Source organism: Haloferula rosea (assembly GCF_016595525.1).
GTDB lineage: Bacteria > Verrucomicrobiota > Verrucomicrobiia > Verrucomicrobiales > Akkermansiaceae > Haloferula > Haloferula rosea.
In genome coordinates, this window is sequence record NZ_JAENII010000010.1 from 124,599 (window position 1) to 137,836 (window position 13,238).

The 13,238-nt window shown below is 60.7% G+C and carries 13 protein-coding genes; 7 read left to right on the top strand and 6 right to left on the bottom strand.

What is annotated here, in order from left to right; genetic code table 11:
* Positions 1 to 10 precede the first annotated feature (10 nt).
* The gene (locus JIN81_RS13440) at positions 11 to 2,218 is read right to left on the bottom strand and encodes a hypothetical protein (RefSeq protein WP_234044892.1); all 2,208 of its coding nucleotides are present in this window, start codon (positions 2,216 to 2,218) and stop codon (positions 11 to 13) included.
* Between the two features lie 232 nt (positions 2,219 to 2,450).
* Between JIN81_RS13440 and JIN81_RS13445 the strand changes: the two genes are divergently transcribed.
* The 3 genes from JIN81_RS13445 to JIN81_RS13455 all read left to right on the top strand — a co-directional run bounded on the left by JIN81_RS13445 (position 2,451) and on the right by JIN81_RS13455 (position 4,807).
* Entirely contained in the window at positions 2,451 to 3,458 is a 1,008-nt protein-coding gene (locus JIN81_RS13445) for a polyprenyl synthetase family protein (RefSeq protein WP_200280607.1), read from the top strand.
* A 258-nt stretch (positions 3,459 to 3,716) separates the two neighbouring features.
* Positions 3,717 to 4,208, top strand: a complete 492-nt coding sequence (gene nrdR, locus JIN81_RS13450; protein ID WP_200280610.1) for a transcriptional regulator NrdR — start codon at positions 3,717 to 3,719, stop codon at positions 4,206 to 4,208.
* A 38-nt stretch (positions 4,209 to 4,246) separates the two neighbouring features.
* Positions 4,247 to 4,807 carry a hypothetical protein gene (locus JIN81_RS13455; RefSeq protein ID WP_200280613.1) on the top strand — a complete coding sequence of 187 codons (561 nt, stop codon included), beginning with the start codon at positions 4,247 to 4,249 and terminating at the stop codon, positions 4,805 to 4,807.
* Between the two features lie 32 nt (positions 4,808 to 4,839).
* Here the strand turns inward: JIN81_RS13455 and JIN81_RS13460 are convergent, their stop codons facing one another.
* Positions 4,840 to 5,922 carry an SAM-dependent methyltransferase gene (locus JIN81_RS13460; protein WP_234044896.1) on the bottom strand — a complete coding sequence of 361 codons (1,083 nt, stop codon included), beginning with the start codon at positions 5,920 to 5,922 and terminating at the stop codon, positions 4,840 to 4,842.
* A 91-nt stretch (positions 5,923 to 6,013) separates the two neighbouring features.
* On the bottom strand, positions 6,014 to 6,661 hold the full coding sequence (locus JIN81_RS13465) for an RluA family pseudouridine synthase (protein WP_200280619.1): 648 nt from the start codon (positions 6,659 to 6,661) through the stop codon (positions 6,014 to 6,016).
* 142 nt (positions 6,662 to 6,803) lie between these two features.
* Here JIN81_RS13465 and JIN81_RS13470 point away from each other — a divergent pair, with 142 nt between their 5' ends.
* Positions 6,804 to 7,592 carry a M48 family metallopeptidase gene (locus tag JIN81_RS13470; RefSeq protein WP_200280622.1) on the top strand — a complete coding sequence of 263 codons (789 nt, stop codon included), beginning with the start codon at positions 6,804 to 6,806 and terminating at the stop codon, positions 7,590 to 7,592.
* A gap of 65 nt (positions 7,593 to 7,657) precedes the next feature.
* Positions 7,658 to 8,425: a substrate-binding periplasmic protein gene (locus JIN81_RS13475; RefSeq protein WP_234044916.1), complete on the top strand. Its 768-nt coding sequence runs from the start codon at positions 7,658 to 7,660 to the stop codon at positions 8,423 to 8,425.
* A gap of 32 nt (positions 8,426 to 8,457) precedes the next feature.
* Here JIN81_RS13475 and JIN81_RS13480 read toward each other — a convergent pair whose 3' ends face one another.
* The 3 genes from JIN81_RS13480 to JIN81_RS13490 form a co-directional block, all read right to left on the bottom strand.
* Positions 8,458 to 8,967, bottom strand: coding sequence for a P-loop nucleotide/nucleoside kinase family protein (locus tag JIN81_RS13480; protein WP_200280628.1), 510 nt, complete (start codon positions 8,965 to 8,967; stop codon positions 8,458 to 8,460).
* Between the two features lie 3 nt (positions 8,968 to 8,970).
* Positions 8,971 to 9,891 carry a TIM barrel protein gene (locus JIN81_RS13485; protein WP_200280630.1) on the bottom strand — a complete coding sequence of 307 codons (921 nt, stop codon included), beginning with the start codon at positions 9,889 to 9,891 and terminating at the stop codon, positions 8,971 to 8,973.
* 126 nt (positions 9,892 to 10,017) lie between these two features.
* Complete coding sequence (locus tag JIN81_RS13490) at positions 10,018 to 10,908, bottom strand: DMT family transporter (protein ID WP_200280633.1); 891 nt, start codon at positions 10,906 to 10,908, stop codon at positions 10,018 to 10,020.
* 218 nt (positions 10,909 to 11,126) lie between these two features.
* Between JIN81_RS13490 and JIN81_RS13495 the strand changes: the two genes are divergently transcribed.
* Complete coding sequence (locus JIN81_RS13495; RefSeq protein ID WP_425498593.1) at positions 11,127 to 11,840, top strand: 3-keto-disaccharide hydrolase; 714 nt, start codon at positions 11,127 to 11,129, stop codon at positions 11,838 to 11,840.
* A gap of 49 nt (positions 11,841 to 11,889) precedes the next feature.
* On the top strand, positions 11,890 to 13,218 hold the full coding sequence (locus JIN81_RS13500; protein ID WP_200280639.1) for a Gfo/Idh/MocA family protein: 1,329 nt from the start codon (positions 11,890 to 11,892) through the stop codon (positions 13,216 to 13,218).
* Positions 13,219 to 13,238: the final 20 nt, after the last annotated feature.

Sequence of the window (13,238 nt, forward strand, 5' to 3'; positions counted from 1 at the left end):
ATCGCTGATCTCAACGGGCATCAAAATGCAGCGTCAGGCGGCGGGATCCCCGCTCCACCCGGTCGTGCACCGTGACCGCCTCCACCTCGCTCATCGCTTCGATCCCCTGCATGATCTTCGGCAGGGCTTCCCGGAATTCCGCCAATTCATCCTCATCGACGATGATGGCCTCACCTTCCTTGTCCACCAGCTTCAGGGCCTCCTCGACATAGGAACGCATCACATCGAGATCCAAACGCATCCATGAGCCCTGACGAACGGTCGCCGCCGGCTTGCCGGCGCTGCCGATCAGATCGATGGCCTGATTGCGGGAAGTGGATGCGACGAACCAATCATCGTTGATCGAGACCGATGGCTTGACGTCGTCCGAGAATGCCAGGGCATCAAAATACCAGGTCACCAGGTCATCCTTCTCCGATGAGGTCGGCGACAGCATGTTGAGCTCCGCCAGCTCCGCCTCCTGAAGTTTCTTCAGCATCGTGCGGATCGAGCCATAGATCGAGGCCCACGACTCCTTGAGCTTCGAGCGGTCCACCACCGGGGAAACATAAGACGCCCGGACGAATCGGCCTTCCTCGACGACCTGCACGGGGACACCCGGAATCGGAGGAAACGGAGCATTCAAATCAACCACCACCGCGGACTCCTTGCCGAGGCCATCGGACATGGCGGTCATTCCTTCCCAGAGGGTCACCACATCCTCGCGGAGCATCGAATCGAACAGCCCGAAATACGATTGGAACTCTTCCAATTCCTCGGATTCGATATCCATGGTCGCAAGGTGCTGCGCCGTCGCGTAACCCGTCTCGATCAGCAACTCGGCCATCTCGCCACTGCGCTCCATGTACGTCTCGTCAGCGACCCAGTTGGCGAACAGAAGCACGTTCTCACCTTCACCCAGCGCCCCCATCTGGTGCGGCGTCTGGTAGTCCAGCGCTCCCGAACTCGCACCGAAGGTCTCGAACACCAGACCGTCGTCGATCCGGATCACTCCACCGAAGGAAGATGGCTCAAACAAGTCGAGCAAGGCCGCTTCCCGTTCCCCGACGAGATCAAGCAGCGCCACCAACTCCCGGGTGTCGCCAATGCCTTCCACCCCCTTCATGCCATCCCGGGCACCCTCGGCCAGGTCTTTCATGCTTGTGGTGACCGCCGCCTTGGTGACCGCCTCGGCACCGTAAAGAAACCCGTGGACCGGCTGGCCCTTGAATTCATCGATGAAGCCGATTTCGTCGCTCCCGGCCAGTGATTCATCCACCGAAGCAACCAACGGACAGCCCTCTTCGTCACTTCCCACGTAAAGGAACAGGTAGTCATCCAGCGTCCCAATGGTGACCATCAGGCTTTTCTCGCCGACCGCTTCGATCAGTTCCCCCGTCGCCTCTTCCCCCATCATCTCGGCCATGTCTTCGCGCTCACCCTCGAGACCTTCAGCAAACATGCTGCCAGGGAACGATACGCCGGAGAACTTCGCACCACCCTTCTCGAATTCGACGGTTTCGACTTCCTCGCCGAAGTAGCCAAGGAAGGACCGGAGCTGTTGCTCACCCATGCCACGCGCCTCATCGTCTTCGATCCTGAGGCCAGCCAGCAAGCCGGGTGCCTTCGCATTCTCGATCCATGGCATGTAGCGACCGATATCCCGCGCCATCTCCTGAACCCATGCGTTCTCATCGGCCGACTCCATCGCCGATTCCAGATCCCCTTCCGCCGCCCCTTCGGCAAAGGCCTGGGTGAACATCCGGACCTGGTAGTAGGTCATGCGCGAGTTGAACTTGTTGTAAATCTCCAGCTGCTCGGCGGTACCATCACCGAAGGCCAGGAAGAACTCGTCACCCAGAAAGGCATCCAGCTGCGGCCCACCATCGCCCACTTCCTCTTCCGGATCGACGCCGAGTTCTTCCTCGGACATCTCCCTGATGAACTTCCACCCTTTCAGCGACCTCAACCCCTCGACCAGGCCACGGCCGTCGTAGATGGCCATCACCGCATCGGTTTCCGGTGCCAAGCGACCGACGATCCCAAGGATCTCCGCACGCTCATCCGCACTCAGCTTGGCGATTTCCGGCAGCGCCGGCACCACTGGCAGCGCGGGTGCCTCGACCGCTTCCTCAGGTGTCGCTTCTGGCGGAGTGGCCGGAGTCTCCTTCTCGCCGCACGAGGCAAAAAGGAACGCGGAAAGGGGCAAGACGGAATACCAGGATGGGGCTGATCTCATAGGTGATGGATGCTAGGACGCACGGAGAAGCACGAGCAATTCCAATTCCCGCGGATTTTCGGAAGACCCCCCCGGTCTGGCACCGGCGGCGCTCCGAGAGCGCGATTCCCGCTCGTCGGAGCATACTCGATCGTCCTCGCAAGTCGAAATCACACGACGCACCAATTTCGATGAGAATCAATATCAAGTGTTGCGGGTCATCGATGCATGTGGAACCTATGCCTAGAAGCTCATGGGCAGCGCCACGACCATTCTCACAGCAAGCGACCGATTCCCTTTCGACCTCGTGCGACCCCACCTTGAAAAGGTGGAAGCATCCATTCGTGATCAGGTCCGTGCATTCGACCCCGCCGTCGAACCCTACGTCAGCTACGTCTGCAACACGTCGGGCAAGCGGATCCGTCCGGCTCTTTCCATCCTGACCGGTGGTGCCCTCGGCACCTTGGGCGAAGATCAGCGCCAGATTGGCGTCGTGTTGGAACTCATCCACATGGCCACCCTCGTCCATGATGACATCATCGATGGCGCGGTCACCCGGCGGATGGTCGCCACCGCCAATGCCAAATGGGGCAACGGCCTCTCTGTCCTTCTCGGCGACGCCCTCTTTTCCCACGCGCTGGCACTCGCCACAGAATTCGATGACATTGCCATCTGCCGCAAGGTCGGCAAGGCATCCCGCGAAGTGTGCGAAGGTGAAATCGTTCAGACCCAGAGGCGCTTTGACCTGAGCCTCACCAAGCAGGACTACTTCCGCATCATCGAAATGAAGACCGGTGCCCTGTTTGCCGCAGCCACCGGCATCTCCGCCGCTCTGGCGGGTGCTGATGAGGCCACCGAAGAGAAGCTTTACAACTACGGCCTCCGACTCGGCACCGTTTACCAGATCTACGACGACTGTCTCGACCTCGTCGGCACGGAGGAAACGGTGGGCAAGACCCTGCGCACCGACCTCGAAAAGGGAAAGCTCACCCTCCCCATCCTCAATCTCCTTGAATCCGCCTCCGAGAGTCAGCGATCGAAGCTGAACAAGCGGATCATCGAACAGCAACCGCTCGACCTCACCGTGCTGGTGGGAATCGCGGAATACGAAGGCGCCATCGAGTCCGCCATCGATACCGCCTGCGGCATGCTCGATCAATGCCGCGAGGATCTCTCGGTGCTCGCCGACAACGAATACACCGCGGCCTTGCACCAGATCACCCGCTTCCTCGAGTCCCTGCTCGAGAAGTGCCGCCGCTGATCACCGCCCGAGCCGAAGCCGTTCCACTCCAGAAGGCCCCTAGCTTTCCGGCTTCGCCACTCCACCTGCCCCGCTGTGGATGGCATGATCATGCCATTTTTGGGCGACTTCGGAGTGCCCGGACTCCACGGGTTCCTGCTCTAAAAACTTTGCTTCACCGATCCGGACTTTCGCGCCCAAGGCACTAAATATGCGCCCATTTTTGCTTTTTGCCTACCTTATATAGAGGTAGTCTCCCGCCCATCTTCCGACACGGCGATGCGATGTGTACAATGCGGTTCCTTCAAAGACAAAGTCCTCGATTCGAGGATGTCGAAGGATGGAACCACCATCCGGCGTCGTCGCGAATGCATCCAATGCACCTACCGATACACCACTTACGAACAGATCGAGCGCACCGAGCTACGGGTGGTGAAACGCGATGGCATGCGCGAGGCGATCAACCGCGAGAAACTCCGCAACGGCCTGATCAAGGCTTGCGAGAAGCGCCCGGTCTCCATGGACCGCATCGACCGCGCCGTCGACGAGATCCTGACCGAACTCCACAAGGATCACGTGAGCGAAGTGCCCTCGTCAGTCATCGGGGCCAAGGTCATGGACAAACTTCACCAGGTCGACCCGGTCGCCTACGTCCGCTATGTTTCGGTGTACCGCCAGTTCGAGGACGTCGGCGAGTTCATCCGGGAAATCCAGAGTCTCGAACACCGCGCTGCCCGCGACCCGATGCAGCGACGCCTGTTCAAGGAGTAGCCCCATCTCCCCCCCCCATCCACCTCCCCAACTAACGAGTGATCGCACTCATCGGCAATCGCCCCATCATCCAAGTCGGACGCCATCAGGTGCACGACTACGATACCCGCTGGCTGGGTGATGCCCTCCAGCGCGCGGCACGGGCCGCCGAACGCGAGGACTTTCCGTTCCTCGATGAGATCCGCCGTGGGGTGGAGGAGTATCTCGAAACCAAGTGCTCGCTCGAGTTGCTGTCCATCGACGCCCTCTACCAGCGCGTCCGCAAGATGCTCGAAAAGATCGGCTGCCAGCACATCGCCGAGAAGCTCGAGCCTCTCGCCCCCCCCGTCACCATCTCTCTCGAACAGGCCGCGCGCGAGGCAGGCAACGGCTTCGAACTTGCGTTCTTCACCCACCTGCGGGACGAGATCGCCCACCTGGGTGAGGCTGGCGCCGAGGAAGTCCGCTTCACCGGACTGCTCGAATCCGTTCAGGTTCTGAGTGGTTCCAGCGACTGGAATGCCAACTGCGACCGGCTTCTCACCGAAATCCGGGCCTTCCTTCACCGCCACGACCGCGTCCGCCGCCGGCTGCATGTTGAGAGTGATCGCAAGGACTAACAGGAACCCTCGATCGCTTCACTTGACCGCCTTCACCCCTGCTTCTCGAAAAACAGGGTGAACTCGTGCCGATTGTAGGTGAGGTGGGTGTTCGCCAACAACCGCAACCCGCCCGCTCCGGCCTGCCGAATCGCGGATTCATGATGGCCAAGGTATTCCCGATAGCTCCCGATCCCGGCGGCCTTCAGAGTGAAGACAGCCAAGCCCCCTCGATTCAGGAAGCGGGAAAGCCTCACGACCTGTCGTAGAGCGAAGCCGGTCTCGCCATTCATGTCACATAGCACGGCATCAAAGTTTGCTCCCGGACCGGGTGAGTAGTCCGCCACATCGGCCTTGTGGAAGGTCAGCCCTTCCCGCCCATACAAGCGATCATCGAGTGGTGCCCGGTCCACTGCCGTGACCCGGTAGCGCCGTTCAAGAAGTTCGGATGTCATCCCTCCGGGACAGGCACCAAGCTCCAGCCAGTGACTTCCTTCTGGCGGCACTTCCCGATAGAGGCGCAAGTAGTGCAGGGCCTCGGCGATTTTGGCGCCCGCCCGACTGATCATGTGGGGTGCGCTCTGGCTGATGAATTTGGTTCCGCCGGGGTAGAAACCGTTCGCTGACCGCGGTGAAGCCACACCCGCATACAAGCCCTCCTCACCGAGCAGACAGAAGAGTGACGCGCTCGTGCTCACCTGTTCCTCCACCTTGACGAAGCCCTTGGCTCCATCTCCCATCCGCTGGATCACCCGCCCCCGCAAACTCTTGGCCAAGCTCTTGTAGTGGCCATCGCGTGCGCTGGGATCCAACACACCGACGAATACGCCCTGAAGAGAGTCGGCCGGGAATTTGTCCGCCAAGGTGCGAGCCGCTTTCTCGATGAAGTCTTCCATCTTCAGCGGCTTGCATGGCCACACGTGATCCATCGGGATGCTCCAGCGGACAAACCGAAGACGTTCCGCACCCGCGGAGGGCAGATCACCCCTGACACGAACCAGAAAATACTCGGTCCCCAACTTGCGAACGAGTTCCGCATTCAGGTCGGCGAGCACGTCCGCGACCTGATCCTTGAAGTGGATCGGGATGCGAAGCAGGTACGTGCGGGTTTCTCGAGATTTGGATTCCGGGTTCAAGACACGGCGATTTGCCAAGGTTCGGGGGACCAGGTCGATCCTCGAATGGCTTTTTCACGCGGCCAAATCCACCTCCCAAAAAGCGGACCCATCAAAAATCGGGCGGAACGGAGAAAGCCAGCCGCTCGCCACTCTTCGGATGCCGAAACGCCAGCTCACAGGCATGCAGCTTGAGTTCGCCCGATCTCTGACCTGTGCCGTAGAAGGTATCCCCCACGATCGGAATCCCCAGGCCCTTCGGATGAGCCGAATGCACCCTCAGTTGATGGGTCCTCCCGGTCACCGGCGTGAAGGACACCCGCGTCCGCCCATCTTCGATCCCGAGCTTCTCCCAGTGGGTGATCCCCACCTTGCCGTGCACCTCGTCATAGATCTGGATCGGCCGGTTTTCGACGTCCAACCGAAAGGGCAACTCGACCGTCCCTGCATCCGCCTCCACGATGCCGTCAAGCAGCGCGATGTAGCGTTTGCTCGTCTGACGGTCCTGAAATTGAATCGACAAGTCCCGATGGGACTCGGCATTCAGCGCGAGCACCATCAACCCCGAGGTATCCATATCCAAGCGATGCACCGCCGGTTGCTCGATGCAATCAGGATACAGGGTACGCACCCGGGTCGCCACACTATCCAGCTTCTCCGGCCCACGTCCTGGCACGGAAAGCATGCCACTCTCCTTGTTCACCACGACGACATCCGGGTCGGCATGAATGATCTCAAGAATCGGACCAGCATCTCTCATCACATCGGGTTGGCCACTCGCCGCGACGGAAATGCCAGTCGCGACGGGTTCTGTCGACTCCCATCAGATCCAGCACCACGACTCGATGGGCCGCCTCCCTTGATGATGGACCTCGGACGACTTGGGTTTTACCATCAGACCCATGCGCTCGATCACACGTCCCACTCTGGTTCTCGCCGCATTCCTCGCCGCCTCCTGTGCCACCTCGCCCGTGTATGACCCCGGGACCGGGCAGGTCCGAAGCAGCCAGGCCAGCAGTCAACTCAAGGCGCAGGGCGCCCGCGAGTTTGCCAACTACAAATCCAACAAGCAGATCTCCACCAACAGCGCCTACCGGAACCAGGTCAACCGGGTCGTCAACCGACTGGCCCGGGTGGTTGAAACCGACGGCACATGGGAGGTGGTCGTGTTTGAAGATGAATCCCCGAATGCCTTCGCCCTGCCGGGCAACAAGATCGGCGTGCATACCGGCATCTTCCAGGTCACCCGGAACGATACCGGCATGGCCACCGTGATCTCCCACGAAATGGCCCACGTCACGCTCAACCACGCCCAGTCGAAGGTGAACCGCGCAACGGGTGCGGTGCTCGGCGGTGTCGTCCTCGATGCCGTTCTTGCCTCACAAGGCCAATCCGGAGGCAGTCGGGCCGCAGCCGCAGCCGGCTACGGGGCACTGGCGACCACCGGATTCCTCCTCCCCAATTCCCGCAGCGCCGAAACCGAAGCCGACAAGCTCGGCCTCATCTACATGGCACGAGCCGGATACGACCCACGCGACGCCGTCGACTTCTGGAAACGCTTCGCCGCCTACAACCAGAAATCAAGCGGCGGTCAGATGCCCGAATTCCTCCGCACCCACCCACTCGACACCACCCGCATCCGTAGCCTTGAGTCCTATCTCCCCGTGGCCCTCAAGGAATACCAACGGTGAGCCTGCTGGGCTCGACCGGAAAGATCTCCAACTCCGATGGTCTTTCTGCCTAGGGTCTCCCCGTGATGGTCCCATTCTTCCGCTCCCTCGCCCTCGTCACCGCACTGCTCCTTGCGAGCTGCGCCAATCAGCAACAGGTCCCTGCTTCGCCCGACATCCTTCGGGTCGGAGTCACACCAAACTCGCCTCCGATCATCTTCAAATCGGGCGGGCAATACCAAGGCTTGGATGCCGACCTCGCGCGTTCCCTCGCCGCCGAGATGGGCAGGACCCCTCAATTCATCGAACGAAAATGGGATCGCCTGCTCCCCTCACTCCAGGCTGGAGAGATCGACATCGTCATGTCGAACATGACCATCACCCCGGAGCGTCGAAGCTACGCTCAGTTCACATCGCCCTATCTCGAAGTCGGACAGATGATCCTCGTGCGGGCCGGTGAGATCCTTTTCTATCAAGACCCACGGGTGCTCGCCTTCGTCGACAAACGAATCGGCGTTGAGGAAGGAACGGTCTCGGACACCTTCGTCCAGCGCTACTGCCCGAAAGCCACACGTGTCGGCCTCAAGGATCCGTCGCAGGCCATCGACGCCCTGGCCAGCGGGAAGATCGATGCCTTCGTCCACGACGCCCCGGTCATCTGGCAACTCTCGGGACCTGCCGCCGTGAAGGGAGTCGCCATGGTCCCCACTCCCATCGGAGCCGAATCCCTCGGTTGGGCCGTCCGTCGTGGTGACACCGCCACTCTGAACAAGGCCAATGCCGCCTTGAAGAAATGGAAACAAAACGGCCAGTTGGCGAAAATGGTCAACCGCTGGGTTCCCACCCGCCGCTGAACCGACGTCCATCCAAGGCGACCAGGCACCCGTCACGTCGTATCCACGAACCGGTGCGGCCAGCATGGCCGGTCTTCGCGGCAGCTTGTTAGATAACCATCCCAGTCAGCCAGCTTGGGCAGATCACGGGTTTCACCCCGCATCTCGATCCGCCGCTTTCGTTCGTCCGGGTCGCACCAGACGAAATGGGCGATCACGTTTTGGCCGACCTTCCCCTCAAGGCCGGCCAACCCATCAGGTTCTCCCCCTTCCCGGGTGAAAGGACCTACGATGATCACCGGACCCCGTGGAAGGTGCTCCCGTGCCAGTTCGAACAGTGTCTCATAGACCGGCTCACGATAGGCCTCCTTGTATGCCACCGAATCCCTGTCGTCGGGGTCCCTGCCCGCCAGCAGCAGCCCGGCTCTCACCAATCGCTCGGTCACCTGATCACTGTCGAGCAAACAGGCACCCAAGCGGTCCGCCAGAACGCGAGCATACCGCGTCTTCCCGGCCGCCGGTGGACCGCAGACGAGATGGCATTCGTGAACTTCCGATCCCATCACTCAACCCTTGAGGCCATCGCGCCACGCCCTCAGCACCTTCATGTCCTGACCAATCATCGCCCACGCTTCCGCGGCGGAATCTGCCGGGTAGATCTGATGATTCCCCCACTCCATGTGCAGACTCAGTGGCATCGGTTTCAATCCCCGGCTCGTGTGATCGAAAACCTCACGGGTGACGAAACCGGTATCCAATGGAACATTGATCCGCTTGTCGCTTCGCTTCCCTTCCCAACGGGCATCCTTGACGTAGAGCGACCGGATGTGCGGCTTGGCGACCGCCGCCGCCTGTTTCCACGCGCTCCCGGTGTCGTTTTTGGTATGCCTCAGATCATAGGCAAGCCCCAACGCATCGGGATCAATCCCCTCGAGCATCCCGACAATGTCCCAGACCAAGGCACCCACAAACACCGCTCCCGAGTGAATCTGATAGAGCCCGTGCACTCCGAGTGACTCGTTGAGGTCGGCGAGCTTCCTCAACCGGTCGCGGAACGCTGCCACCTGCTCGGTGGGTCGCGACTTGTTGTCGTAACGGTAGTGCCCCATTCGATAGGAGGTGATTCCCTGATCCCTGAGTACCTTCAAGAACTCGGACGTCCGGGGTCCCGCCTCGGTGATATCCGTGGCGGCGATCACGGTCTTCAGCCCGGACTTCGCCAGCGACTTGAGCATCCCGGGAACCTCCTTCGCTGCTTGCTCCGGCTTGATGTGGCCATTCTTCCGAATCGTTGCCTCGATCCCCTGAGCTCCCATCCCCGCCAACCTCTCACCTATCTCATCGTAGCTCAGCGCCTGAACCGGCTTCTCGAAAAACACGATCGGCCAGTCGGAAGACAACGACCGCTCTGCTTCCGCACCGCGTGCCGTTCCCGCCAAAGCCCCGGCCGCCACGACCTGTTTGATGAAATCCCTTCGCTCCTGCATGGCCTCATCGCAGCGCTTTTCCGGCAGGGCGTCAACCCGTCCGCACGAACCACACCCCGGATCCAGGTCCCGGAAACTCCGCTGCCATCGCCCCGCCCCGCCCCGCCAAATCTTCCTACACCCGGTTCAGGAAAGCAGCAGCACTCCCGTTACGATCCCCACCACACAAACCGCCTTCGACCATCCCTGACGCTCCCGGAAAATGATGATCCCCAACAGGAACGAAACCACCACCGAAGTCCTTCTCACCGGAGAGATCAGCGAGATCAGGGCATCGGGCTGACTGATCGCAATGAAATACAGGATGTCCGCAGCCAACAAACTGAGCCCGATCACCGGCACCGACCAGTGCCAGCAGAAACTCCGATGACCTGACTTTCTCATCCACCACCAGACCGCGGGCAACAAAAGGACCGCCATGTCCATGGTAAACCACGCCTGCACGGCAGACGGCGGAATCCCAGCCGACTGAATCAGGAACTTGTCGTAGAGCGCGGACACCGCCCCCAGCACCGTCGCTCCAATCATCAGGAACACACCCTTGTCGCGATGGAAGCGAATCCCCTCCCGGCGACCGACCAGAGAGAAGGCGAAGAACGAGGTGAGGATGATCGAGATCCCCAACCACTGCCGGGCCGTCGGGGACTCAGCAAACACCAACACCGCCAGAGCAATCGTCCACAAGGGTCCGGTGGCGCGGATGGGGGCGGCGATCGAAAGCGGTAGCCTCTTGATGCCACAATACCCGCACACCCACGAGGCACCGACCAAGGCAGCCTTCGCCCACAGGAGAAGGTGCTCGCGCGCCGTGAGCCGGCCGACATCGAAAAACTCGTGAGGCAAACTGTCCGGCGAAACCGCCGACCAGATCGCAAATGGAAGCCACACCAGTGACGAGGCAAATACGCTGCCAGCCAGAACCGGCACGACGTCATTTTTCTTCAGCGCCAGTTTCTTGAAATAGTCGTAAAGCCCCAGCAACACGGCAGACGCAATCGACAGCAGAAGCCAAGACATGGGCGGTGCGTTTAGTCGCCCGCTGGGAAATGAAAAGCCCGTTCTGAACCGTCATGGCCGGGGACACGGCACGAGCAGGCAATCCCTGCCGTCGCAGCCCACGCAAGGCGGACCACATCGACGATCCCTTCCGACGTTGGTTCCCGCAGGCCCACTCCACTCCCGATCCGACTTGGATTTGCTGAGAAATCCGTGAGCCCTCACCCGTAGAAGCAGGCATGAGAGCGCTTGTTTCGTCCATTTTCCTATCATTAGTCACCTTGTCTGCGGCAGAGAGCCCCACACTGGAGTGGCGGGACCTCTTCAACGGAAAGGACCTGGATGGATGGGTCGATGTCAACACCACCCCCGAAACCTGGTCGGTTCGTGATGGATTGCTCATCTGCACCGGCCTGCCGATCGGGGTGATGCGCAGTGAGCGCCAATACGAGAACTTCATCCTTCACATCGAGTGGCGGCACATGAAACCCGGCGGCAATTCCGGCGTGTTCGTCTGGAGCGAAGGCACACCAGCCGGCCGAGGGAATCTCCCCAAGGGCATGGAGGTTCAGATGCTCGAGCTCGATTGGATCAATCAGAATCCCAAGAAAGACGGCTCCGCCAACCACCCCGGCTACATCAGCGGCGAATTGTTCGGAGCCAACGGACTGACCTGCACACCGGAGAACCCACGCGGATCCCGCAGCATGGCCACCGAGTTCCGCTGCAAACCCCATGGCGAATGGAACACCTATGTGGTGGTCTGTGTGGATGGAACCGTCAAACTGTCCATCAACGGCAAGTTCGTCAACGGAGTGAGGGACTCGTCGGTCCGGAAGGGCTATCTTTGCCTCGAGTCCGAAGGCTCGGAGATCCACTTTCGAAACATCCGCATCATGGAACTCCCGGGCGGCAACGTCACCGCGGCCCAGACCGCACCCAAGTGCCCCTGACCCCGTTCTCACTTCTTTCACGAACTCAATCACTGAAACCTAATCCATCATGAAATCCACCCACGACCCGAGCCGCAGAACATTTCTCAAGCAGTCCGCCGCCGGGGCAGGACTTCTCATCCTTCCCTCCGGAGTGGTCTCCGGGAAGAACTCTCCCGGCAACAAACTCAACATCGCTCTGATCGGAACCGGAGGACGGGCCACAAGGCACTTTGAGGCGGTGAGCGGCGAGAACGTCGTCGCCCTCTGCGATGTCGACGAAAACCACATGGCGAAGGCCGCGAAGCAATTCGCAGGGGCCAAGCACTACGTCGACTGGCGTAGATGCCTCGAGCAGAAGGACCTCGATGCCATCGTTTGTTCGACCACCGACCACACCCACGCCCATGTCGCCAACTGGGCGATGGCCCGCGGCATCCATGTGTACTGCGAGAAACCGCTCGCCAACACCGTCGGCGAAGCCCGTGCGGTGCGCTCCACCTATCTGGGCAACGAAGCGAACCTCGCCACCCAGGTCGGCACCCAGTTGCACGCGAACAACAATTTCGCCAAGGTCCGCGAACTCATCCGCGAAGGTGCGATCGGCGAACTCAAGGGCGTCTCGGCCTGGGGCAACCGCCAGCTCCCCAAACCCGGATACTTCCAGGCCAAGGGAACCCCGCCAAAGCACCTCCACTACGACCTCTGGATCGGACCGAGTGCCTTTCACCCCTACCATCCCGGCTACTTCGAACACGACCGACCCGGTTCCAATTGCCTCAACTGGAACATGTTCTGGGATTTCGGCAGCGGACAGGTCGGCGACATGGGATCGCACACCATGGACCTCGTGTGGAACGCCATTGACGCCGCTCCTCCGACATCCATTTCGGCCGAAGGTGACCCATTCAATCCGGACGTCACTCCGGTCAAGCTCACCTCCCACTTCGAAATTCCCGCCAATGACTGGCGCAAGGCCATCAAGCTTTCGTGGTACCAGGGCGGTGCCATGCCCGACGAGCCGGTCAAGAACGCGCTCCGCGGCATCGGCCACGGCGCCCTGTTTGAGGGAACCGATGCCTGGCTGGTTTCGGACTTCGGCTCCCACGTCATCATTCCCAAGAGCGCCAAGGATGGAGACCGGTTCAGCCGCACCGGCGTGAAGGGTGGCTACAACCACCAGGCCGAATGGATCACCGCCTGCAAGGGTGAGGGCAAGACTTCCTGCCACTTCGACTACGCCGGACAGATGATCGAAACCATGCTCCTCGGGTTGGTCGCCTATCGGACCGGAGAAACCATCAAGTATGACGCTGCTACCGGAAAGATAACCAACAGCGAGAAGGCAAACAGCCTGATCAACCGGAGCTACCGCGAAGGCTGGTCATTGATGGGCTGAAGCTGATCACCTGGACCGCA

Excerpts from the sequence above, each read along its gene's own strand:
- JIN81_RS13440 (WP_234044892.1), bottom strand. The coding sequence starts at position 2,218 with ATGAGATCAGCCCCATCCTGGTATTCCGTCTTGCCCCTTTCCGCGTTC.
- JIN81_RS13445 (WP_200280607.1), top strand. The coding sequence starts at position 2,451 with ATGGGCAGCGCCACGACCATTCTCACAGCAAGCGACCGATTCCCTTTC.
- nrdR (WP_200280610.1), top strand. The coding sequence starts at position 3,717 with ATGCGATGTGTACAATGCGGTTCCTTCAAAGACAAAGTCCTCGATTCG.
- JIN81_RS13465 (WP_200280619.1), bottom strand. The coding sequence starts at position 6,661 with ATGAGAGATGCTGGTCCGATTCTTGAGATCATTCATGCCGACCCGGAT.
- JIN81_RS13470 (WP_200280622.1), top strand. The coding sequence starts at position 6,804 with ATGCGCTCGATCACACGTCCCACTCTGGTTCTCGCCGCATTCCTCGCC.
- JIN81_RS13475 (WP_234044916.1), top strand. The coding sequence starts at position 7,658 with ATGGTCCCATTCTTCCGCTCCCTCGCCCTCGTCACCGCACTGCTCCTT.
- JIN81_RS13480 (WP_200280628.1), bottom strand. The coding sequence starts at position 8,967 with ATGGGATCGGAAGTTCACGAATGCCATCTCGTCTGCGGTCCACCGGCG.
- JIN81_RS13485 (WP_200280630.1), bottom strand. The coding sequence starts at position 9,891 with ATGCAGGAGCGAAGGGATTTCATCAAACAGGTCGTGGCGGCCGGGGCT.
- JIN81_RS13490 (WP_200280633.1), bottom strand. The coding sequence starts at position 10,908 with ATGTCTTGGCTTCTGCTGTCGATTGCGTCTGCCGTGTTGCTGGGGCTT.
- JIN81_RS13495 (WP_425498593.1), top strand. The coding sequence starts at position 11,127 with ATGAGAGCGCTTGTTTCGTCCATTTTCCTATCATTAGTCACCTTGTCT.
- JIN81_RS13500 (WP_200280639.1), top strand. The coding sequence starts at position 11,890 with ATGAAATCCACCCACGACCCGAGCCGCAGAACATTTCTCAAGCAGTCC.